The 24158-nt window shown below is 37.4% G+C and carries 18 protein-coding genes; 2 read left to right on the top strand and 16 right to left on the bottom strand.

Translation table 11 applies throughout. The features are described from left to right. Positions 1-35: 35 nt before the first annotated feature. From ttcA to ccoN, 11 genes are all read right to left on the bottom strand, one after another. Positions 36-974: a tRNA 2-thiocytidine(32) synthetase TtcA gene (gene ttcA / locus A9267_RS02260; RefSeq protein ID WP_065108088.1), complete on the bottom strand. Its 939-nt coding sequence runs from the start codon at positions 972-974 to the stop codon at positions 36-38. A 69-nt stretch (positions 975-1043) separates the two neighbouring features. Further along, positions 1044-1973, bottom strand: coding sequence for a universal stress protein UspE (gene uspE, locus A9267_RS02255; protein WP_065108087.1), 930 nt, complete (start codon positions 1971-1973; stop codon positions 1044-1046). An 81-nt stretch (positions 1974-2054) separates the two neighbouring features. After that, positions 2055-2807: an electron transport transcriptional regulator EtrA gene (etrA, locus tag A9267_RS02250; RefSeq protein WP_055024506.1), complete on the bottom strand. Its 753-nt coding sequence runs from the start codon at positions 2805-2807 to the stop codon at positions 2055-2057. A gap of 55 nt (positions 2808-2862) precedes the next feature. Then, entirely contained in the window at positions 2863-3552 is a 690-nt protein-coding gene (locus A9267_RS02245) for a sulfite exporter TauE/SafE family protein (protein ID WP_065108086.1), read from the bottom strand. After that, positions 3545-3808, bottom strand: coding sequence for a cbb3-type cytochrome oxidase assembly protein CcoS (gene ccoS, locus A9267_RS02240; protein WP_065108085.1), 264 nt, complete (start codon positions 3806-3808; stop codon positions 3545-3547). The genes A9267_RS02245 and ccoS overlap by 8 nt, the downstream gene beginning before the upstream one ends. Beyond that, entirely contained in the window at positions 3805-6198 is a 2394-nt protein-coding gene (locus A9267_RS02235; protein ID WP_065108084.1) for a heavy metal translocating P-type ATPase, read from the bottom strand. The genes ccoS and A9267_RS02235 overlap by 4 nt, the downstream gene beginning before the upstream one ends. 5 nt (positions 6199-6203) lie before the next feature. Then, positions 6204-6683 carry a FixH family protein gene (locus A9267_RS02230; protein WP_065108083.1) on the bottom strand — a complete coding sequence of 160 codons (480 nt, stop codon included), beginning with the start codon at positions 6681-6683 and terminating at the stop codon, positions 6204-6206. 114 nt (positions 6684-6797) lie between these two features. Next, positions 6798-7766 carry a cytochrome-c oxidase, cbb3-type subunit III gene (gene ccoP / locus A9267_RS02225; RefSeq protein ID WP_065108082.1) on the bottom strand — a complete coding sequence of 323 codons (969 nt, stop codon included), beginning with the start codon at positions 7764-7766 and terminating at the stop codon, positions 6798-6800. Then, the gene (locus tag A9267_RS02220) at positions 7766-7942 is read right to left on the bottom strand and encodes a cbb3-type cytochrome oxidase subunit 3 (RefSeq protein ID WP_055024512.1); all 177 of its coding nucleotides are present in this window, start codon (positions 7940-7942) and stop codon (positions 7766-7768) included. Before A9267_RS02220 ends, ccoP begins: the two co-directional genes overlap by 1 nt. Before the next feature lie 10 nt (positions 7943-7952). Beyond that, entirely contained in the window at positions 7953-8567 is a 615-nt protein-coding gene (gene ccoO, locus A9267_RS02215) for a cytochrome-c oxidase, cbb3-type subunit II (protein ID WP_055024513.1), read from the bottom strand. 11 nt (positions 8568-8578) lie between these two features. Beyond that, positions 8579-10012 carry a cytochrome-c oxidase, cbb3-type subunit I gene (ccoN, locus tag A9267_RS02210; RefSeq protein WP_055024514.1) on the bottom strand — a complete coding sequence of 478 codons (1434 nt, stop codon included), beginning with the start codon at positions 10010-10012 and terminating at the stop codon, positions 8579-8581. Positions 10013-10454: 442 nt separating this feature from the next. On the opposite strand from ccoN, the gene A9267_RS22000 reads away from it, so the two are divergent. After that, positions 10455-10736 (top strand): hypothetical protein, encoded by a 282-nt coding sequence (locus A9267_RS22000; protein ID WP_231919031.1) that lies wholly within the window; start codon positions 10455-10457, stop codon positions 10734-10736. Between the two features lie 128 nt (positions 10737-10864). Beyond that, complete coding sequence (locus A9267_RS02200) at positions 10865-11104, top strand: hypothetical protein (RefSeq protein ID WP_065108080.1); 240 nt, start codon at positions 10865-10867, stop codon at positions 11102-11104. Between the two features lie 803 nt (positions 11105-11907). Here the strand turns inward: A9267_RS02200 and A9267_RS02195 are convergent. From A9267_RS02195 to A9267_RS02175, 5 genes are all read right to left on the bottom strand, one after another. Continuing rightward, entirely contained in the window at positions 11908-13191 is a 1284-nt protein-coding gene (locus tag A9267_RS02195; protein ID WP_065108079.1) for a tyrosine-type recombinase/integrase, read from the bottom strand. 114 nt (positions 13192-13305) lie between these two features. Continuing rightward, positions 13306-14391, bottom strand: coding sequence for a response regulator (locus A9267_RS02190; protein ID WP_065108078.1), 1086 nt, complete (start codon positions 14389-14391; stop codon positions 13306-13308). 53 nt (positions 14392-14444) lie between these two features. Next, positions 14445-19232: a PAS domain-containing hybrid sensor histidine kinase/response regulator gene (locus A9267_RS02185; protein ID WP_065108077.1), complete on the bottom strand. Its 4788-nt coding sequence runs from the start codon at positions 19230-19232 to the stop codon at positions 14445-14447. Beyond that, positions 19229-20443 (bottom strand): EAL domain-containing response regulator, encoded by a 1215-nt coding sequence (locus A9267_RS02180; RefSeq protein WP_065108076.1) that lies wholly within the window; start codon positions 20441-20443, stop codon positions 19229-19231. Before A9267_RS02180 ends, A9267_RS02185 begins: the two co-directional genes overlap by 4 nt. Positions 20444-20638: 195 nt before the next feature. Continuing rightward, the gene (locus A9267_RS02175; RefSeq protein ID WP_065108075.1) at positions 20639-24097 is read right to left on the bottom strand and encodes a TonB-dependent receptor; all 3459 of its coding nucleotides are present in this window, start codon (positions 24095-24097) and stop codon (positions 20639-20641) included. Between the last annotated feature and the right edge of the window lie 61 nt (positions 24098-24158).

The raw sequence follows: 24158 nt of genomic DNA, 5'->3' as shown, positions 1-24158 counted from the left end.
CGAGGGCTTTTTATTGTGGGTCGTAATGTATGTTTTTACGGTTTATAAGTCGTTACAATATCAATCTTAGCTGCTTCATCTAGATTAATGTGACCATTATTGGTCGTATCTAAAAAATCAAAAGCGGGTAAATCTGATTCAGCGACATCACCTGAAAGTGGCGCATCTGCATCACGTTGTAGTGATAAGAAATCAAACACATTTCTATCAACGCCTTGAGATGGTGAAGTATTTTGCATAGCTGTAAATATGGTTTCAATACGTCCAGGGTAATCTCTATCCCACTGGTTAAGCATATCTTTAACTGCACCACGTTTAAGATTTTCTTGAGAACCGCATAAGTTACATGGAATGATAGGGAATTGTTTTAATTCCGCATATTCAGCAATGTCTTTTTCTTTACAGTACGCTAATGGGCGTATAACCATGTTAGCGCCGTCATCAGATAATAACTTTGGCGGCATAGCTTTCATTTTTCCACCAAAAAACATATTCAAAAATAATGTTTCGATAATATCGTCGCGGTGATGACCCAAAGCTATCTTAGTCGCTCCAATTTTTTGTGCAAACCCATAAAGTGTGCCACGGCGTAAACGAGAACATAATGAGCAGGTCGTTTTACCTTCAGGGATTTTATCTTTTACGATTGAATAGGTATCTTTTTCTAAAATGTGGTACGCAACATCAAGAGTATCAAGATAAGCAGGCAAGATATCTTCAGGGAAACCAGGCTGTTTCTGATCTAAATTAACCGCAACAATATCGAACTTAATTGGCGCTCGTTTTTGAAGGTTTAATAAGATATCTAGCATTGCATAACTGTCTTTACCGCCAGACAGACAACACATTACTACGTCACCATGTTCGATCATTTGGTAATCGCCGATGGCACGTCCAACTTCATGACGTAATTTTTTTTGTAATTTAGATTGGCGGTCTGCCAATTGTTTTTCTTGTTGTTGCAATTCAGACATTAAAAAGCGCCCAGTAACTATCGTTTCAGGGCGCGTATTATTCCAGCATTCTGGCTTATGGTAAAGCCTTTAGTCTTCGAGAGGTGATTTATAACCGTCAGGTTTTACAGCGAGTAAATCACAATTAATGCTATCAATCACATGTTCAGCTGTATTACCAATCAGTGCTGCCGAAAAACCAGTACGACCAACGGTGCCTAAAATAACCAGCTCAGCATCTAATTGTTGTGAAAGTTCAGGTATTACGTCTTCTGGTAAACCTTCTTCAACGTGGCAATTTTCAAGCGGAATATTAAAGTTATTGGCTAAATATTGAATGCGTTGCTCGTGCTGCATTCTAACGGTATCGTTATAACTAACTGCATCAAACTCTGGTAACTCAATCGCTAAATTGACTGGAGTACCAGGGTATCCATTAACTAAGTGAATTTGTGCAGAGAATTTAGCTGCTAGGTTAAGTGCGTTTTCAATTATTTTTGTGTTTAATGTAGAATGTTCTTCATCTTCAGTTGCTACATTCACTGCACATAAAATCTTACCAGCAACTGGCCAATCATGTTCTTTGACCATTAAAACTGGGATAGGCGCTTTACGTAATAAATGCCAATCCGTAGGAGTGAAGATAATTGATTTTAGCTTATCATGTTCATGAGTGCTTTTAACAAGCAAATCATAATTTTGTTCTATGGCAAATTTAATAACGCTTTCAAAAGGGCGGTTATGCCAAACAACTTTGGTGTCAATATTTAAGCCTGTTTGGGCATACGGAGTAATAGCTTCAGCTAACCAGCTTTCTCTTTGATCTATCACACCTTGACGCATTGCTTCTCTTTCTTGACTAGAAAGAATGGAGGTCATTTCATAAGAAAAATCAAATATTGTAAGGAAAGCAGTAATAGTGGCATTGGATTTTGAAGCTAGTTCAACGGCTCGAGCCAATGCAGGTTGATGGTCGGTCATTGGGTTAATGACAACTAATATCTTATTATAATCCTTCATAAAACCTCCAAGCTGTTTTATATCACTATCACTGTTATTGCGTTTTAAGTCGTTGCGTCAGATCATAAAACGGAAAATTTATTAGGTGGCAATCCGTGCATTACCAGCAAGTTGACTTAATGCGACATGATCAATAATTGTAATGTATTTACCTTTAACCTCAATTAAGCCAGACTTTTGAAAACGACCCAATAAACGGCTGATTGTTTCGACAGTTAACCCTAAATAATTACCAATATCACCACGTGTCATGGTTAATCTAAACTCATGTGGCGAGAAGCCGCGGCTACCAAATCGATTAGCTAGATTGTTAATAAAGGCTGCTAAACGTTCTTCTGCATTCTTCTTAGAAAGTAATAAAATCATTTCCTGATCGCCCATAATTTCATTACTCATTAGGCGCATGATTTGCTGTCTTAACTTTGGCATCGTGCCAGATAAAGTATCGAGCGTTTCAAAAGGAATTTCACATACCATTGCAGTTTCAAGGGCTTGTGCGAAACTTTGATGAGTTTGAGAATGAATACCATCAAATCCAATAACATCACCTGCAAGGTGAAAGCCAGTAATTTGTTCATCACCTTGTTCAGTGATCGTGAAACTTTTAATTGTGCCTGAACGGATTGCAAAAAGAGATTTAAGAGGATCACCAGATTTGAAAATTTGATCGCCTTTTTGAACGGGCTTTTTACGCTCAATTATCTCATCGAGCTTATCTAGCTCGTTGTTATCTAGCGTAAAAGGAATACAAAGCGACTCCATACTGCAATCATGACAATGAATGGCACAACCACCTGTTGATGCGCGAAGTTGTTTTGTTTGATCTGTAGGCATATATATTCTCAATTAATTACTACATCACCATGTTAAACTAATAACATTACTTGAGCTAGTTTAGCTGCATGATTGCGATATAAATAGTCTGTAATCCAAATACTACAATAAGGATCCCACTTAAGCGCCTTACGTTCTTTTTTTGAACCCAAGTCGATAATGTTTTTGCAGCAACGCCGGCACTTAATAAAGCAGGTAGGGTACCCGCACCGAATGCCAACATAATTAATGCACCAGTTAAAGCATCCCCTGACGCCACTGACCAAGTTAATGTGCTATAAACTAAGCCACAGGGAAGCCATCCCCAAATCATGCCTGCAATAACAGCTTGATATCGATTCTTAATTGGCAATAATCGATTAGCTATCGGCTTAAGCACACGCCATAACCCTTGGCCGAGTTTTTCTATCTGTACAATGCCAAACCAAAACTGAGCGATATACAAACCCGTTGCTATCATCATAATGCCAGCGAATAATCGTAGGGCGATCAAATAACTGTCAACATCAAACATGTAGCCTAAAGCTGCAGTACTGGCGCCAGCTAACGCACCAGCTAATCCATAACTTATAATTCGACCTGCATTGTAGCTAATTAAAAAGCTTAACTGGTTTGCGAGTCTATTACCGCTAGTATTAGGTAAATTACTCGCAAAGGCACCAATCAAGCCACCACACATGCCGAAACAATGCGCAGCTCCCATTAGCCCTACTAGAAATGCTCCCCAAACATTGTACTCAATCACCTTGTGTAGACTCGGTTGCTTTTGTAGATTTTATCGCTGTTGTAGGTTCTGATGCTGAATCAGTTTCTTGTTGATTATTCTGTTGTTCGGTGTTTTTCTTAATTGTTTGCGTTGCATTGTCTTCATCAAATAAAATTGAAACACTTTGTCTATCGAGATCATCAAACTGTTCAGATTTTACAGCCCAAAAAAATACGGCGACAGCGACGGCAACAAATAACATTGCTATTGGAATTAATACATAAATGATGCTCATGGTTTTATCCTTAGCAAACGAAGGCTATTTGAAACAACAATAATAGAGCTTAATGACATCCCTAAAGCAGCAATATAGGGAACAACATGACCAGTTACCGCAAGCGGTAAAATAATTATATTATAGGCAAACGCCCAAATTAAATTTTGCTTTATGATTTGATTAGTTTTTTTAGCCACGGTTATTGCTTGGCTAAATTTAGATAATTGGTCGCCAAGAAGAATGACATCTGCGCTATTTTTAGCAATAGCACTACCACTTCCCATTGCAACAGATAAGTTTGCCCCAGCAAGAACCGGTGCGTCATTGATTCCATCACCAAACATAGCGACGTTTTGCTTTTGTTGTAACTTGTTGACTAAGTCAAGTTTATCTTTTGGACTTAATCCCGCATAGCTATTTTTAATGTTAAGTTTTTTCGCAATAGCTAATACATGCTCTGAAGTATCACCACTCGCAATACTGACGTCTATATTTGCGCTAATTAATCCATTCACAGCGGTATAACTGTTTTCTCTTATCGCATCTTGGAGAACAAAACATGCACATATTAAATCATCTACTGATAGCCAGAGTAGCTGGCCGTGACATAAGCTTGCATCAACGCCAACGAATTGTGCGTTGCCTAACTTCACGGTTGAATCATTAATAACAGCAGAAAGCCCCAAACCAACATGATTGGTAATATTTTGAGCTGTAATCCCATCAAGCTTGATATTTGCGAATGCTTTCGCTATTGGGTGCAATGAACCGACTTCCATTGCAGCTGCATAGCGGCTTGCAGTTAACTCATTTATGTTATCGGTGACAACAATATGGTTAATTGACACTGAACCACAAGTTAATGTTCCAGTTTTATCAAAAACAACATGTTCAATTAAAGGAAGTTTTTCAAATACACCAGGTTTGCGAATGATTATCCCAAGTTTAGTCAAAATCGCTGTCGAACATGTTATAGCTGTTGGTGTTGCTAAGGCTAGGGCACAAGGACATGTAGCGACCAACACTGACAACATGACCCAAAACGCATCTTCTGGTGAAATAAAATGCCAAAAAACATAGGTTAAAGCAGCAATAGCAATAATGGCTGTTGAAAAGTAACTTGCGGATTTATCGACCATTAACGCAATTCTAGGCTTGTTGTTTGATGCGATTTCTTGCAGCCGAATTATTTCAGCTACTAGCTGGTCTTGACCCAGTGCCGTAACAGTAATTGTGATGGGTTGGTCGATATTGATAGTGCCTGCAAATACACTGTCATCATTGGCTTTTAAGACAGGCTGTTGCTCTCCCGTTAGCATCGCTTCATTGAGGCCGGACTTACCAGAAATAATGACGCCATCAGCAGCTACAACATCGCCAGGTTTAATCAGTATTTTATCACCAATATTGAGCCTTTTAGCAGGTATTTCTTCAATACTTTCAGTACCATTTTCATCGACGGTAATTCGGTGCGCTGTTAGCGGTATGAGTTTATGTAAATTACTCGAACTTTCTGATGCTGTCTGCTTGGCTTTTTGTTCAAAGTATCTTCCAAGTAACAAAAAGAAAGTGAACATAGAAACTGATTCAAAATAGACTTCACCTGTTCCATTAATTGTGGCAATACAACTCGCAATATAAGCACCAATAATGGCAATCGAAACAGATAAATCCATGTTGACTCGAGCGCCAAGCAAACTTCTTACTGCACTAAAATAAAAAGGTTGAGCTGAGTAAAACACAACGGGAGCGGCTAATGTCATACTGACCCAGCGAAAATAATCTCGCATTTCAGTATCGTAGGTTACAAAATAATCTGAATAAAGCGCCAGTGCAAACATCATGACTTGCATCGTCGCAAAGCCAGCGAGACCCAGTCTTAACAGGAACTTTTTTCCTTCATTCTTACTTTGTTTTTCTTGTTCATCAACTTGATACGGGGCAGCTTGGTAACCGATACGACTTATCTCAGCGAGGATTTCACTGAGTTTGACGCATTGATTATCCCATGAGACTAAAGCACGTTGGGTGGTGGAGTTTACTGAGATGCTGATGATGCCATTGAGCTGCTTTAATTTATGTTCAATTAACCAAGCACAAGCTGCACATGTAATACCGTCTATTGATAATGATAGGGAACTATTGTTTTCGACCGCATGAACCAAATCCTGCTGAATTTCTGGCAAATCATACGCTGAATATTGTAATAATTCAGTTGGAACCAAGGCCGTTTGACGACTTCCTGGTTCGCTTCGATACTGATAATAACTGCTTAAACCTGAATCAATAATCGCTTGAGAAACAGCCTGACAACCTGGGCAACACATCTGGCGTGGTTGATTGTCGATAACCGTTATAAACTCGTCTTTTGTGATTACGGGCTCGTTGCAATGAAAACAATTCTGCATTTAAATTAGTTCAACCAATATTCAACATCGTCTGTAATTTCAATTCGTTGCTGAATTCTCCAACTTGCATCGAAGCCTTCTAGTCGAACATTCCACGGTCCAGATATAGCATTAGATAAACCTATTCGGTAGTTACCTTCGCCATCAGCTGTAGCATTGATATTAAAATCTTTTTCTTCAATAGTTGGATGAATAAAGCTTACTTTAAGTGCTGCTGTATATGCTGGTCCGCCATGTTGAGAAATTTTTAATTCGTGATCATCAACTTCAACCAAGTATTGCATACCAAGATTTTTGGCTTGCTTTATTTTACGCAAATCCATATTAATGGCTTTGCCTTCTTTGTAATAATCATCTGAAACTAGCGAATCTGCATTGTCGATGGCAATGCTCATTGCAACCATACTTTTAAGTACAACGACAAGCAAAAGTATAATGATGAACCATGGCCAAAAATGCTTATACCAAGGGAGAGGGGCAGACATAAAACGGTCCTAAAAATAAGAATTATTATGGGATTATTTTAACTCGAAAAGCCTTAATAATCACTTAAAAAAAAGGCTTCGTTTTCACGAAGCCTTTATGTTATCAAGCTGTAACTATTTGTTTGATAAGCTATAAACGTAAGCAGAAATCACATGGACTTTTTCTTCGCCTAGAATATCATTCCACGCAGGCATTACACCTGAACGGCCATTAGCAATAGATTGCATAACTTGTAAACGGCTGCTTCCATATAACCAAGCATCGTCAGTTAAGTTTGGTGCACCCATGAACTTATTACCAGTTCCATCCATACCGTGACAGGCAAAACAACCTTTCATGAATGATGCCTGACCTTGCGCAGCAAGTGTGGCGTCATGATCACGGCCGGAAAGTTTGAAGACATATTCAGCTAAACCTTGAATTTCGCTGTCTTCAATTGGTAATCCACCTTTAGGCGGCATCATACCGTTACGTCCGTTCATAATAGATGTTTTGATCGTAGCTAACTCACCACCGTATAACCAATTATTATCAGTTAAGTTAGGGAATCCAATGCTACCTCTAGCATCAGAGCCATGACACTGAGCACAGTTTTGCAGGAATAAACGTCCACCAACCTTTAGTGCTTCTTCATCTTTAACTAACTCTTCTAAAGGAGTCGCTAAGTATGCAGCAAAGATTGGGCCGTATTTTTCATCTGCAGCGGCAACTTCACGGTCGTATTGTGAAAGACGGTTTTCATTTTTAGCAAGTTCAACAGCCTTTTTTGAATCAACTTTAATACCTTCTTCATAACCAACACTTTGATTAGAGCTTGTCCAACCAAATAACCCCTGGTAACTACCAAGACCAGGATATAAAGCCAAGTAAATTAAGCCAAATACAATACTGATGTAGAACATATAAGCCCACCACTTAGGGAGTGGGTTATTGAGTTCTTCAATACCATCAAACTTATGCCCCATTGATTCACCTTCTTCAATACCTGTTTTGTTCTTTGAACAAGCACGAAGAAGTAAGAAACAACCTGCAATAACTAACAGTGTTGGGAAAATAATCCAAACATTCCAAAAGATACTCATTACTTATTATCTCCTGAATGTTGAGTTTGTTTTGCAATTTCTTCTTCTGAAAAAATTAAGTTTGCGGCTTCATCAAAGCCAGCTTTACTTTTAGAGCTATAGGCCCAGTAAAATATGCCGGCAAAAACGACCATAACAATAATGGTTAGAATGCCTTGTAACGTTCCATAATCCATAATTGCCTCCTTATTTAAGCGCGTGGCCTAAAGACTGAAGATAAGCGATTAACGCTTCTAATTCCGTTTTGCCTTCAACAGCCGCTTGTGCGCCAGCAATTTCTTCTTCGGTATACAAATTATGATCCGGGTGGAAATTACTTAAGATTTGCATCTTATTACCAGTAAGTTTGCCATCTAGTCGGTTGTCAGCTAACCATGGGTAAGCTGGCATATTTGACTGTGGTACAACATCACGTGGATTAATTAAATGCACTTCATGCCATTTGTCACTGTAACGACCACCAACACGAGCTAAATCTGGACCTGTTCGTTTAGAACCCCATTGGAACGGGTGATCCCATACAGATTCGCCAGCTACAGAGTAGTGACCATAACGTTCAGTTTCAGCACGTAAAGGGCGGATCATTTGACTGTGACAGTTATAGCAGCCTTCACGAACATAAATGTCGCGACCTTCAATTTCTAAAGCATTATACGGCTTTAACCCTTCAACTGGTTCAGTCGTATCTTTAGCAAATAAAAGCGGAGTAATCTGTACCAAACCACCAAAACTGATAGCAATAACGGTAAAGATACCTAGCAGACCGATGTTTTTCTCGATTATTTCATGATTAAATTTCATCGTTCTGCTCCTTATGCTTTTTCTTCAGCTAATGCTGGTAAAGAATCTTTAGGGGCATTCACTGTACGCATAACGTTGTACGCCATAATGAACATACCAGTTAAGAAGAACACACCACCAATAAAGCGTACAAAGTAGAATGGGTAAGAGGCTTCTAAACTCTCAACGAAACTATAAGTTAATGTTCCATCAGAGTTAACAGCACGCCACATAAGACCTTGCATAACACCAGAGATCCACATTGCTACGATGTATAACACAGTACCAATTGTTGCTAACCAGAAATGAACATTAACAAGGTTAGTGCTGTACATACGGCCGTGACCGAACAATACAGGGATAAGGTGATATAAAGAACCAATAGATACCATTGCAACCCAGCCTAACGCACCTGAATGCACGTGACCTACAGTCCAGTCTGTGTAATGGGAAAGGGCGTTTACAGTTTTAATTGCCATCATTGGTCCTTCGAAGGTAGACATACCATAGAAAGATAATGAAACAACTAAGAAACGTAACACAGGATCGGTACGTAGCTTATGCCAAGCGCCTGATAAGGTCATAATACCGTTGATCATGCCACCCCAAGAAGGAGCGAATAAAATCAACGACATTACCATACCTAACGTTTGTGTCCAATCAGGTAAAGCTGTGTAATGTAAGTGGTGAGGACCTGCCCAAATATACAGTGCAATCAATGCCCAGAAGTGAACAATAGACAGTCTGTATGAGTAGACAGGACGTCCAGCTTGCTTAGGAACAAAGTAATACATCATACCCAAGAAACCAGCAGTCAGTAGGAAACCTACCGCGTTATGGCCATACCACCATTGCACCATGGCATCGACTGCGCCAGAGTACATAGAATACGATTTGAATAAGCTGACAGGTACTGCCATTGAATTCACAATATGAAGTACTGCTACCGTGATAATGAAAGCACCAAAGAACCAGTTTGCAACATAAATGTGCGACGTCGTTCGTTTAATGATTGTGCCAAAGAACACTACTGCATATGCTACCCACACAACGGTGATTGCAATATCAATAGGCCACTCAAGTTCTGCATATTCTTTACCAGAGGTAAAACCCATTGGTAGCGTGATTGCAGCTGAGAGAATAATGGCTTGCCATCCCCAGAATGTAAATGCAGCTAATTTAGGTGCAAATAAACGGGTTTGACAGGTGCGTTGTACGATATAGTAGGATGTTGCGAATAGGGCTGAAGTACCAAACGCGAAAATCACGGCATTCGTATGAAGCGGTCTAAGACGACTATACGTTAACCATGGTGTTTCGAAGTTTAGTTGAGGCCAGATTAACTGGGCCGCAATCAATACACCTACTGCCATACCAACGATTCCCCACAATACTGTGGTTAATGCAAATTGGCGAACAATAGTGTAGTTGTAATCAGCGCCTGTAGGCTGGGAATGATTCATCATAATGCTTCCACGGCTTATTACTTTTACTTTTAATTATAGTAAAGACGGTGCTTTACCTGTTCAGGTGACACTTGACGAAAAAACAAACTGTTTTGAAGTTGGTTTTTACCGCTATGTCAAGGTATTACCTCATGTTTTTAATATCTATCACGAGGCAATGCAATGATACTTGAGCTGCGTCAAAAAAGATACTCACTGGCCATGAGTAAACTTGATCCAGATCAATTTCCTAAAGATAATGTTATCAAAATGAGTCGTGAGGTTATTATTTGTGCAGTTTTTAACAAAAGCCGTTTTCTTGTTATTTTTTATTACTAATTTAGTAGGATGCGATTCACAAACGCATGAAGAACACAAAGTAATACAATCGATCGATAAGACTTTATGTCAGTTTCATCGTGAAGTTTGTAATCAAGATGTTAATGAGCTTGTAGTGGGGCTTATGATTAACCCGGTTTTTGCGCCAAGTGAAAAACCATTACAGATTAAATTACACTTTTCTGCGCCTGTTTCAGATGTTCAGATGCGAATTGAAGGGCGAGATATGTTTATGGGAGTCATCCCTGTTAATCTTCAATCTGTTGATGAAGTTAATTACACTGGCACTGGTATTTATGGTTCATGCAGCAGTGATTACATGGTATGGCGAGCATTTGTCAGCTATTCATATCAAGGTCAAACTCAATCTACTTGGTTTGACTTCTTAGCCGACAACTCCGGTTAATGTGTTCGTTGTTAGCTTGACTGATATAGGAGGGATTGTTTCAATCTGTATTTAAAAAAGAACAAACGCTATTGATAATCATTATCATTAAGCTATAATTAGTCTAGGTTCAATTAGAGATTAACATTATGGCTAATTTAAACATATCTATCCCATTAGAAAAAATGGCTTTACTTATTCAAAGCGGACATTTATGTGTAGCAGACTTTAAAAGTTTGGATCAACAAACAAAACAAAAGCTTTGGCAACTGTGTTTATTATCATGTAAAAAAAGGGTTAATTGTACTAACGCAAGCCAATTTATGGATCTGATTGATCATGAAAGTCAGCTTGAAACTGACAGGATTGACATAGCCGACCTTACTTGAGTTTCAGCGTGATAGAGCTAATTTAGCTTAAAGGACTTGTTTATATTCAATAGGATAATTAGTTTCGTTGTGCAGGTTGGTATCAAAATCCCTTAACAATAGATTAGCAATAACTCGGTAATTAAAGAGTATATCTGGCTTATAACTTTCATTTTATAGGCTATGTATATTATAGGCTATGCATACTTGGCGATAGCTTTGACTTCTGAGTTGTCTTTTAATCTGCTGGCTATTCTTCAAATATGAATACCGGCCATAAAATATCTGAATGTGGCATAACCGTGTTCAAGACAACAGCCATTGAATATACGCGCTGCATTAGCTAAAACAATCAAGCATGAATGTCTCCAATGAGATGCTTCATAACTCGCATTTACATCTCACAAGTATTATTTAAAGTCACAATCTATAGTCATAGTTAAAACCAATAACCATAATGGTTTAATAACTGACGAAGTTCTAACTAGACCAATGATTGTCTCAAGAACGAATCATTGTCTTTGGAAAACAACTGACTGATAAACTCGATATCTGTCAAAGGCAAGTAAATCTATGGATATAAACATTTAAGACCACAAACTCTCATTGAACAAACAATCACACACAACTTCGCACAATGTATATTATGTTAAATAGGATAATTGTCAATATACATACTCAATCACGTAAACGAACTCACTACCTTTATAGAGCGTATCCTTACCCATTTTTGTAAAATTGATGAAATATCACGCGTCGCTGTGTAAATTCTATGGGTATTGCCCTTGATAACCTTTTCAGATTTTACGTAGCGACGCGATAAACTAGATGTGATCTAGCGGTTTGTTTGCTGCACTTTGGTGTCTTTCTATTTGTGTGGTGTGTAAATACTGGGATGTGGTATCAATGCTTTCATGACCCGCATCAGCTTGAACGTGCGACAATGGCCTTTGGTTTATATTAATATCATGTGTTATCCCAGTATGGCGGATATTATGCGCAGTTAGTTTTCTCATTAATAAGCTATCTTGTTCAAACCCATCTTCAAGTGCTTTATCTGCAGCCAGGCCAATGATTTTATCCAGCTCGTCTCTAATTTGTCTTATGCCTAGGTTCGCGCTAATTTGTCCAGCTTCTCGACCATGTGCTGCCGCTTTATGCCTAGTAAACAATGGATGTTGTTCAGTGATACTTGGTAAGTCTGTTAACCCTAAGTAAGCTCGGTATTGAGTTAAACTTTTTAATAAACTTTTTGAGACGGCAATATTTCTGGCTTTGCCACTTTTAGAAAATGGCACATGGAAGTACCAAGTTTGAATATGACTGTCTTGTCTAAATTGCGACATCATTGGTGAAAAACCAGCTCTGGCACTGATTTCTGATATACGTAAATAACAGCAATACATCAGATTAATGAGAAACAAACTACGTTGATGTTTTTCAGGTTCGTGTTCAGCCATATTGTTTACGGTACTGACAACATAAGACCATTGTAACTTCGTGAATGCATGATTGTTATCATCTTCATTCTTTACATATTTATGGTTAATCGCAAAACGGCTATGCTTAAGCCATAGTTGAGCTGGGTTTCTTTCTGTGTATTCTTCACTACTTAAATATCCATAAAATGAAGAAAGAATAGCGATTTTTGTTTTAAGTGCATTGTCACTCAATACATAAGGTTGTTTTTCACCGTACTGTTTTTTGCCAACAAATGGGCGCCATTGCGCATTCGGCACTCGCTCATCCAATGCTTTATCTTGCTTAAATTGGGCAACATTGAAGTAGCCAATAAGCTGCTCAGGTGGTTTTTCACAATAACTAATATAACGACTGATATCTTTTCTAGTGAGTTGAATTGGTGATAATGAGGCTACATCAAAACACCAGTGTAGAAATGTAGTGAGTTCACTACGATAGGTTTTATAGTTATTTTCTGATTGTCTTTGTTCAAACAACCAATCTGAACAGTGCTCAATAATTAAACCCGCATCAGGAACTTTGGTTAAGGAAACCTGAGTAATATACTGATTAACATAACTATTTCCAGTTAATATAAATTCAGATTTATCAAACAACGGATATACAGGGGGAAATTCTTGCGACATAGTTCATCTGCAATATAAACTCAATAAGGCGTTGATTATAACAAGTTTGTTCCCAAATGATTAATGCCGATAACGTTATTTATCGGCATTAAAATACCAGAAATTAAATGATAATTAGATTACTGCGAGTACTTTTTTCAACAAGGTTTCCGCATTAGTAGGTTTTACAATGTAATCAATAGCGCCAAGTTCTCTGCATTCAATAAAACTTTCTTTATCGGAATTACTTGTCAGCATAATAACAGGCAGTTTGTCGAGTATGTTCATTTTGTTCATTGTTTTTAAGGTATCTATGCCATTTAAAACCGGCATGTCGATATCGAGCAATACTAGTTCAGGTTTACAGTTTTTTAGTTTATTGATGGCCTCTGCTCCATTAGTGGCGACTTCTACATCAAACCCTTTGGGTTTTAAAATCGTAGTAATGATTTTTAACATCACATTCTGATCATCAACCACAAGAACTAACGGCATTTTCTTTTTAAAACTTGGTGTAGCCCCCTTCACTTTACTGCCTATCTCTTTGAAATAGCTTTGGTTATGTGCCTTGAAATTTTCAACTTTAGGTTTTATTTTTGATACATGGCCATTCATTTTTTCAATTGAATCAGTAGGTTCAAGGCTACAGAGTTTATCGATCTCAGCGATGAGCTCATTTAACAATTCATGTTGAATCCCCTTCTCATCGCTGATTGAAGTTTCAACTTCATGCAATTGTATAGAGACGTTTTGCAATTTATTAATAATCGTTTTTTTGTCTTCTTCGTATAAGTGCACTTTATCCTGACTTGTAAGCAAATCGCACATCTGGGCTATTGAAAGTCGAATTCGGTTCATATCATATATTGGTTTAAACGTTTCGTAACTGTAGAACCGCCCTTTTGAACACTCAAAATATGCTGCTTCACGATGCTCTCGACAGCAAATTAATAAAGACAAATGCTCCTTATTGAATAAATTTTTTGAATCGTTCAGTTTTTCAATAATTTCATTAAATTCTACCGCCTCTTTCGGCTCTTCAAATGCATAAATGAACAGCAAAGGTCGGGTCTTATCTTCGGTAAATTTTATAAATTGGTCTTGGTTTGTGTTTATTTCGCAATACAATATCTTTTGATACTTATTCCTAAGTATTTCTTGTATCACTTTTTTTATCTCTATAGATTGATAAAACACAACGACATTTACCAAATTGTCCATAGGTTGTCCTTCTTATATGAGTTATCGACCATATCGTTTAACACAAGGCGCAGTTATACAACTTCTCTTTGTTTTAGTATTTGATTAATTGCGTTGAGTTCTTTATCTATTTCAGGATACTTACTTTCAATACCATCAAAGTCAGTGTTATTTTTTTCTATCCATTTAAAAATATCACTTAACTCAATCGCGCCACTAGAAACTGATGCGCCTTTCGCTGCATGACTTTTACTGCGAATGATTTCTGAGTTTCTTTCGGCGCAATGTTGTTTTAGTGCTTCATAGTCTTCATTCACGCTAGTCCAAAACATGGCTAAAATTTCATTAGTGATACTTTCATCATCCGTTCCAATGACCGCTTTTAATTTTTCAAAATCAATTGCATTATTGTGTTGCTCAACACCATTTGTCATTGAGTAAGAAACACTTTCTGGCTGTTGGTGAATACCAGTAAGCGGTAAATATTGAACTAGCTTTTCTTGAAGAAGTTCTATTTCTATCGGTTTAGCTAAATAGTCATCCATACCAGCTTCTAGACAGTTTTCTGATTCGCCTACCATTGCGTTTGCTGTTACTGCAATGATGGTTATTGGTGAACAATTTTGTTTTAATTCTTGCTCTCTAATGGTTCTAGTCAATTCAAGACCGTCCATATTAGGCATATGACAATCAGTAAGTAATAAATTGAATCGACCAGACTGCCATTTTTCAAGAGCTTCAACACCATCATTTGACATTTCATATGCATAACCCAGGCTTTCTAATTGTTTACCTAGTACGAGGCGATTTGTTGGCTGGTCTTCCGCAACCAATATTAAGCTATTAGTTTGTTCTGCTTCTTCAATTGTTTGCGTAATGACTTTCTCAAACGATTGACTGTTTTCAGTTGACCAATCTAATGCAGGGCTTTCAAGGCCGCACAATACCGCCATTCCGAATATAAACTCTGTGGGTTTGTAAGGATGAGCGGCACAAACATAAGTATAAGGATCTAAATGTCCCTTTGTTGCAATAGGATCATCATTAAGAATAAGTGTTTTAATTGACTGACTTATTTCAGTAAAAGATACACTATTGTTATCGGTAATCAGTAAAGCATTAGAGGTACCCTGAGCTAGACTTTCAAGTTCATCGAACTCAACACTTGATACTCGATTACAACACAATTGATTTAGAATCATCAAACACGCATGTTTACGTTCTTCATTACTTATCGATACTAAAACATTGAACTTTTTAAAATCAAATTGTGAAAAAGCGCCGTTATCAAGTTGCGTTAGCTTTTCTATTGAGGGCAAAGTGACCGTAAAGTTACTTCCCTGACCTACTTCACTTTCAATATCAATGTTTCCATTCATTAGTTCAGTAAATGACTTAGTAATACTTAGCCCCAAACCTGTTCCGCCAAATTTACGCGTCGTTGAGGTATCAGCCTGTGTGAATGGAACAAATAAGGTTTCTTGTTGGGACTGTGATATTCCAACACCGTTATCTATGACTTCTAAAATAAGATTCTCATTAGTTAATTGAGTCCTGATAACCACTACACCTTTTGAATTAAGGCTTTTCGAAAACTTAACGGCGTTGCCCGTTAGATTTAAAATAATTTGTCTCAACCTAACTGAGTCAAATAACAATTCTTTCGGTATTGATAAATCCGGGTAAATATAAATTTCTACATTATTGTTTGAAGCATTAATCCAAAGGCTATCGATAGTTTTTTCTATAATAGACAGTACGTTACATGGGTTTATATCTAACTCTATTTGTCCCGATTCAATTTTAGAAAAATCCAAAATATCATTAATAATATCTAACAGTGAAAAAGACGAATCACGAATAGTCGTGGCCATTCGTTTTTGGTCTGCATTTAATGGCGTATTTTTAAGCAGATCAATCATACCAATAACACCATTCATCGGCGTTCTAATTTCGTGGCTCATGGTCGCTAAGAAACGAGATTTAGCTTTACTCGCCTGACGCGCTGACTCTGTTTCTTTTTCTAATTTTTGTTGAACTTGTTTTTCATGGGTCAGATCGACATTAATTCCGTACATCGTCACAGGTAAATTATTTTCATCCAGTGATAGGTTTGCAGCACACTGCAGCCAATGAATGGTTTTATCTTTTCGATTTATGATTCTAAATTCGGTCTTTAATGATGTTATGTTAGAAATAGCATCGCTGACTTCTTGTTCAGCCTGTTCTACGTCATCAGGGTGCACATTATCTCGCCAATCGTTGTATTCAATACTCTTACCGTCTTCAACTCCGTATAAGCGGTACATTCTTGAATCCCAATTTAACTGACCTGTTTTTATATCAAATGACCAATTACAAACGCCGCCAGCTTCTGATGCTAAATTTAAACCACTCAATAACTTATCACGTTCAGAATTTGCACGATGTAGCTCTTCTGCAGACTGTTGACGCTCAGTAATATCTTCCACTACAGCAATAAAGAATTTAGGTTCGTTACTGTCTGCATCTCTTACTAATGACACAGATAAATTAGCCCAGAAAAAAGAACCATCATTTCTTATATAGCGTTTGTCGGTATTAAAATACGTTATTTCATCTGCTAATAACTGCTTAATGTATTGATAAGATTGCTCTAAATCATCTTTGTAAGTCACATCTTTGATACTTTTACTAAGCAGTGTATCTTCGTCATAACCTAATATTTCGCACATTTTAGTATTAACTTCGACAAACTTAGTATCTACCCCAATCCGACCGATACCAACGGCTGCTTGGTTAAATGCTGTTCTATAAATCAATTCTTGTTCATACAATTTTGTTTGTAATGCTAATTCTCTTTGCTTAATTTGTTCTTGGAATGAAATATCTCTGATTATGGCGACATACATAGCTTTAGCATCTAATGTTGTCTCGCCAACTGACATTTCAATTGGTATCTGGTGCCCAGCTTTATGGAGTCCAAACAGTTTTTTAGGTTCGCCAATGTAATCTTTTATCCATGAGTTGAATGGAATATTGTTTGCTTGTTCCAATTGTGTTGGCTGTAAACCAGCTAATAGTATATTAATGTTTTTATCGAGTAAGTCGTTACGGTTTCGGCCGAATATTAATTCTAAGGAGCGATTAGCATCTTGAATAATACCATTTTGATTTAATACGATTGTACCATCTAGCGCCGCATCAAAAACGGCTCTTAATCTATCAGCAGAATCTTTTGACTCTTTAGTTCGCTCTTCTAGTATTAATGACATTTCTGTCATCGTTTCTTCTTCTTTTCTTTTGTCTTCGGTTATGTCATTTTGCACGCCAATAAAGTGAGTTAACTCTTTGTTTTTATTATATACAGGACCTATAGACAAATTATTAATAAAGGTCTCACCTGTTTTGGTGTAATTAGTAATAACCACATTGCATGAGACTCCTTTATTAATAGCATGAGCCAGATGTTTAACTTTGTCTTTTTCTGTTTTAGCCCCTTGTAAAAAACGGCAGTTTTTACCTAAAACCTCTTCGGGTCTATAGCCAGTAATTTGGGTAAAAGCTCGATTAATAAAGATGATAGGTTGATCGGGTAAACGCACATCTGAAACGACAATACCTGTTGACGTAGAATTAATCGCACTACGTTGTAACTCGAGTAACTCTCGTTGTTCTACATTTTTATTAATTAGCTTTGTTCTTTCTATAAATTTACTTTCAAGCTCTTTTAACGCGACATGTAAATCTGCTGAAATATATTTACTATTAATACTGGTTGAAGAATCTGTAGCTAAATCACTGATAAAATTAGAAAGTTCGTTCAAAGGATTCAATAAGTTCTTAAATACCGAATTCATTAATATGAAAAAGACAATAAATAAGAAAAATAAAAAGATACTGGCGTTTTGTATCATCACAACCGATGCTGAAAAGGCCTCATCATGATCAATTCTGACAAGTGTGGACCAACCTATTCCTTGTAATTCATTGTAACCCTCAAAGTGATTATAAATAGTTATTTGCTGCTCATCTTTTTGATCATGGGATGATATTTCAGTTCCAGAAAAACCTGCTATTGCTCTATCTGCACCAATAACACCCTCTTTAACAAGGTTAGTTTTGCTGATACGGTCAAAGTTACGTACATATTTTGATTGTTTAAAACCAATTGGATCATATTCAACTATCAATACACCTTTGGCATCAATTAAGGACAGTTCTACGTGATGAAGATCTTTTTTTGCAAGCTGGTTATAGATACTTTTAAATACTTCTTCTACCACATAAAAGTCGATGATATTGACCCAGATGCCTATCATTTCTCCTTCAGTGCTTAGTAAAGGTGTGCCAATAAGTAGATCAAATCTATTTTCATACTTATCAATAAAGCTTCGTTGTGGACCGAATAAATAAACTTGATTACTTCTATTGTTTTTATGATTTTTAATGGCTTTAAACCATTGGGAATTAGCGATGGTAACTTGGTCTATATTAGATGGCAGTATAGAAATTGAATTGTAATTCTCTGTGTTTTCGACAAGAATTTTACCCTGTAGATCAAGTACAGCAATTTTAGTTAATGTATTACGACTTTTAGCTAGATTATTTAATTCTTGTTGGAACAGTTCAGATATTACCTTTGTATTGAAACTCGTTTGATCAATCTCACCTAAGAATAATGGCAAAAACTTAGCATCTAGATAACTTTGATAAAGGCTCTTTTCTATTAAGCTTGTGAGTAATTTTGCTTCACGTTCATAGAAGGAAATCGTCTGCTCTTTTAACAAATTATTTATCGAAATTGAAAAGACCAGTACACCCACAAACAAGATGCATATAGATATAAAAAATATCGTAGGAATAGGCTTAGAAAGTTTCAAAGTTTTGATTCCTCTAACGAGTTTACCCCATAGCTCAAACCGCTTTCATTTATCTCATTAACAATGTCATGAGCGGCTAGCGGTTGACTAAAATAGAAACCTTGTGCAACTTTACAACCGAGCTTTATGATTAATTGCTTGGTTTCAAAATCTTCAACCCCCTCTGCCACGGCCAACAGATCCAAGTCTTTTGCTAATGAAATACTGCGTCTAAACAAGGCTTTAGATTTATCGTTGTTTAGTATGTCAGCAACGAAGCAACGATCTATTTTAAGTTCGTTAAAAGGCAACATGTGAAGTTGTTCAAGCGAAGCGAACCCTGTTCCAAAATCATCTATAGATAATTTAAACTTCATCATTCTAAGGCGCAGTAAGGCAACAATCATCACTGACGGATTAGAAGGAATCGCTGTTTCAGTTAATTCGCAGGTTATTGAATCATTGTTTATGCCGTGTGTTGCCGCTGTTTCTTCAAGCCAATGTGGAATAGTCTCATCATCTAACAACTTGCCAGATAAATTAATCGATAAGTTTAGTTTTTTATATTCAGGTTTTAACATTGCAAAATACTGAAACGCATCATTGATAACGGCTTTAGTCAACGGCATGATTAAATCAGTTTCTTCGGCTTTATTAATAAACTGTGAAGGCAAGATAATTTGACCATTGTCTACAATTCTTGCTAATGCTTCAAAACCACATATTTCATTGGTCAGTAGATTATATTGTGGTTGAAAAAACGCTTTTACATGTCCATTAACAATATAATCCTTGAGATCATGCTCGGTAATATCTGGCAATGGAGTTTGGTACTGCTTCATGTTTATTGATGCTGCTTGCTTAATAAACGACTGAAGCATATCGGAGGTGATTGGTTTAGGGACAATACCTAGAATATTAAGGTGATAATGGGTTGCGAGCACTTTAGCAGAGTTAAGTAAGCTCTGATCTTCTCCACTAAATAATACTATTGGGGTAGCATACTGTAACTCGATGAGTCTTTGTAAAAGGTATAAGCCATCCTTCACTGGCATATTTAAATCACAAAATATCAGGTCGAAATGATTTGTTTTTATTAATTCGAAGGCCTCTAATCCATCGGCAGCTTCTGCAATAGTGTATTGACCTAATAGGCCAAGACTTTTCGAGAAAATTTTTCGGATGACAGCTTGGTCATCAACTATTAATACAGAGCGTATTTCCTTCGTCACCGTCCCTCCGTTATGCGAATATCCCTTTCTTAAATATGAGTATAGTCAGGAATATTAAAAACGGGTAGCTAACTAAAAGTATAAGTCCTTGTATCTGATGAATGTTATGTTTTGCTTATTCGTTTAAACCGCGAAGCGCTATTTTAAAAACAAAAAAAGCCGCCAAAGGCGGCTTTTTTCGAATAAAGAATTTGATTAGAAATTCATTCGAGCATTTAAACGGAATGTACGACCCGTTTGATATTGATAAACGGTACGCGAATCTGTTGCATCTCCACTAATTGGGCTTCCCTCATCTAACACATTGCCATTCACATTTAAGAATCGGCTTGTATAGTATTGGCGAATGCCTTCATCAGTTAAATTCACTGCTTGGAATGAAAAGGTAACAAAATCATTTAGTTTATAACTTGCTGAGAAATCGAGGGTTTGACGTCCTTCTTCCCATAAAGAGCCTGACTCCCAAGAACGTTTAGCTAATTGATCACTATTACCTCGGTATGACAACCTAAGTTGATGACCATTCTTTTCCCAAAATGCGGTGACATTATAACTGTGCTCTGGTGTGTAGGCGACTTGTAAAGCAGGTAATTTCACTGAATCATCAATCGATGACACCTCTTGGTCATATTCACTATCTTGGTATGTATAGTTTGTTTGAACACCTAAACCAGATAACCAACCAGGCAACATGTCAAAGGTTTGAATATATTGTAATTCAACGCCTTTAATCGTCGCACCTTTACCATTTTTAATTCGTGTGGTTTTAAATTGCGCACACATTTGTTCTAAATCACCTGAGTACATCCAGTCTTCACGGAATTCATCACTGCCTTGAAAGCGTTTAGGCATACATTGTTCAAGACTGTCTTGTCCTGCAACTAACACGAGATCATCAGGATTATATGACTCACCTTCAGTTAAACCAACATCACGTAAATCATCCATGTAGGTAACAACGGTTTCTGATTCTTCAAAGTTAGTCATATCTTTGTAGAATAATCCTGCTGAAAGCATACTGGTTTCATTGAAATACCATTCATATGATAAATCTAAGTTGACTGACTCAAGTGGGTCAAGCTTTGGTGAGGTTAATGTGATTGTATTATTACGGTTGTAACCACCCCATTGTGTTTCACTCACTTTAAAACCAGGACGTAATGAGTCTATTTGTGGTCTAGACATGGTTTTAGATGCTGCAAAACGTAAAATCGTATCGTCTAAAAGCATGTAATTTAGATTTAAACTCGGTAAAAACACGTCATAGTCATGTGTACCAGTAACATCAAAAGTTCGACGACTTCGATCTTCTGTAGCAACTAATTGACCATTCTCATCAAACTGACGATCCCCATATACATAGAATTTTTCAGTAGAGACATCACTGTGACGCCATAACCACCAATCAGTCTCGTTAGGATTGCCACGCACGGTATTTGGGTCGAAACATGGGCCTTGATCAGCAATTAAAATATCATCGGTTAGATCATTTGTTCCAACTGTATCATAACCTTGTCCATCAACTCGTCCCCAACGCGCTTCAGCATTCCAGTCTGTACCATAAAATGGAATACCACCACATTCAGGTAAACTTGAATCCCGTAGTTCAGCAAGTTTAAAGGGATCCATTAAACGGCCAACGYTTCCTGGGTCAAAAGCAAATTGCACCCCTGATGATCCTGCTGTTGATACTTCTGTTTTTACATAACGCACACCAAGATCACCTGACAATCGGCCTTCAAATAAGTCAAAGTTTGCTTTTAAATAAGTAGCAAAATTTTCAAGTTCAGCTGAGCGGGTATTAGAATCATCGGGCGAAAAGCCAACAGATGGAGAACCCAAGGCGACATCGAATGCTTTAAAGGCAGAGAACGTGGCCCAACCATCTGTAAATGCATCACGGCCATAGCCATTGCTTGACATAAAATCGTCAACAGGAAAATCGGTGTCTGTTGCAAATAAATCACCACTAAGGGATATCAAGCCATCATTGAGCACAGCAGGATTACCGGTATAAGGGTTGTTAACCACAATACCTTCTCCAACGCTGTTGAATGCATTTTGTTGATCATCAACATATTTTTCGCGTTCAGTGTATTTAGCGCCAAATTCAACGCTGGTGATAGGCCCAGCATCTAACACCCAATCAAAATCTACAAATGCTGATTTTTGAACATCTTCCACAGCAACAACGGATCGATTTAAAAAGGTTAAATGCTGCGCATCTAATTCATCAGGATTAAAGCCTGTGGTGCTATAGTTATCCCAAACATTTAACGGGTCGCCAAATTCGTTATTCGCACCGTAATCAATTAAGCCCTGACCACCTACTAGCGTACAAGGTCCGTTAGTACAGTCATAACCAACAGGTTCAATATCTGTTGCTGGTACATTCTTAATCAACCAGCGATTGATGTTGCCGTAGTTTTGCATGGCAATATACACTTGATTGTCTGGGATACGCTCAGACTTTGAGTAACCTAAACCCGCTTCCATAATGAAGTTATCTGAAATGTCATGGCGAACGTCAAATGAGATTAAAGTGTTTTCTTCTTCATATTTGTTTTCAGACTGAATTAAACCACCGTCGCCAAATCGATTTAGATACTTTGTGAACGTATTGGTTTTGGTATCAATCGTATGCCAATTTTCTTGTGGATCACTCCAAGCAGATGGGCCACCACCTAATCCTGGATCGACACCCTCGATCATATTACCTTGCTGGCCACTTCTTACTTGTACACCATGCATCGAGCTTTCGAAATCTTGTTTAGTATAATTGGTGTTGAGGTTAAATTCAGTTGCACTGGTTGGTGCCCATTGCAGACCTAAATTAAAATTAAGGCGTTCAACATCATTATGACTTAATTCGTATCGGCTGTTCTTGTTGGTGATGCCCCACACATCTTGTACTTGGTTGCCTTGTGTGTCTGTTGCAAGGTGTGAAAATTCTGAAACCCATTGATCAGCGGCATATTGATCACGACGATATGAATTTGTTTCGGATACTGCGGTAAATATAAGACCAAACGTGTCATCTAAGAATTTTTCTGAAATCGTCCCAGATAAACGATAATTTTCATCTTCCAGTAAATCGTTATAACGGCCTTCAACAGTCAAATTGCGGATTTCATAATTTAAATCTAAGGGCTTATTGGTTATTAAATTAATGTTTGCACCTAAAGCGCCTTCTTCATGATCTGCACTCGGTGTTTTTACTACCTCGATTTTCGATAAAATATCTGATGAATACTGCGATAAATCGACACTTTGGCTAAAGTCTGTTGAACCTAACTGAACACCATTTAAGCTAATATTATTTTGTTGTGAATTTGCACCACGAACAGTAATTCTCGACCCTTCACCATCAACTGATTGAACAGTCACACCGGTAACACGAGATAATGCATCAGCAATATTTTGATCCGTTGATTTACCAATATCTTCAGCATTGATTGAATCTGTTAAATTTTCCGCAAAGCGTTTATCGTTGATGGATTTTTTTAAACTCCCTTTTAATCCTTTTACTTGGATAACTTCCATTTCTTCTGTGGAGTCATTATTCCCTTCTTCTGCAGATACCTGTAATGACATCGCAGTTAGCAAGGCCAGATACACTGAGCTGTATTTATAAGTTTTGTTTTTAAATGGCATGTCTACTCCCCCAAGAGCGTTTATGTTTCTGCCTCATTGAGCTGCAAAAGTTAAAATAATG

This window comes from Shewanella sp. UCD-FRSSP16_17, assembly GCF_001675935.1.
GTDB lineage: Bacteria > Pseudomonadota > Gammaproteobacteria > Enterobacterales > Shewanellaceae > Shewanella > Shewanella japonica.
The sequence above is the reverse complement of the archived record's forward strand: the minus strand, read 5'-3'. Positions and strand labels throughout refer to the sequence as shown.

Bases quoted from the DNA above. Each gene is read 5' to 3' on its own strand.
- ccoO (WP_055024513.1), bottom strand. From the start codon at position 8,567: ATGAAATTTAATCATGAAATAATCGAGAAAAACATCGGTCTGCTAGGT.
- A9267_RS02200 (WP_065108080.1), top strand. From the start codon at position 10,865: ATGGCTAATTTAAACATATCTATCCCATTAGAAAAAATGGCTTTACTT.
- A9267_RS02235 (WP_065108084.1), bottom strand. From the start codon at position 6,198: ATGCAGAATTGTTTTCATTGCAACGAGCCCGTAATCACAAAAGACGAG.
- ccoN (WP_055024514.1), bottom strand. From the start codon at position 10,012: ATGATGAATCATTCCCAGCCTACAGGCGCTGATTACAACTACACTATT.
- uspE (WP_065108087.1), bottom strand. From the start codon at position 1,973: ATGAAGGATTATAATAAGATATTAGTTGTCATTAACCCAATGACCGAC.
- A9267_RS02190 (WP_065108078.1), bottom strand. From the start codon at position 14,391: ATGGACAATTTGGTAAATGTCGTTGTGTTTTATCAATCTATAGAGATA.
- A9267_RS02195 (WP_065108079.1), bottom strand. From the start codon at position 13,191: ATGTCGCAAGAATTTCCCCCTGTATATCCGTTGTTTGATAAATCTGAA.
- ttcA (WP_065108088.1), bottom strand. From the start codon at position 974: ATGTCTGAATTGCAACAACAAGAAAAACAATTGGCAGACCGCCAATCT.
- ccoP (WP_065108082.1), bottom strand. From the start codon at position 7,766: ATGAGTATCTTTTGGAATGTTTGGATTATTTTCCCAACACTGTTAGTT.
- A9267_RS02220 (WP_055024512.1), bottom strand. From the start codon at position 7,942: ATGGATTATGGAACGTTACAAGGCATTCTAACCATTATTGTTATGGTC.
- A9267_RS02230 (WP_065108083.1), bottom strand. From the start codon at position 6,683: ATGTCTGCCCCTCTCCCTTGGTATAAGCATTTTTGGCCATGGTTCATC.
- ccoS (WP_065108085.1), bottom strand. From the start codon at position 3,808: ATGAGCATCATTTATGTATTAATTCCAATAGCAATGTTATTTGTTGCC.
- etrA (WP_055024506.1), bottom strand. From the start codon at position 2,807: ATGCCTACAGATCAAACAAAACAACTTCGCGCATCAACAGGTGGTTGT.
- A9267_RS22000 (WP_231919031.1), top strand. From the start codon at position 10,455: ATGATTAACCCGGTTTTTGCGCCAAGTGAAAAACCATTACAGATTAAA.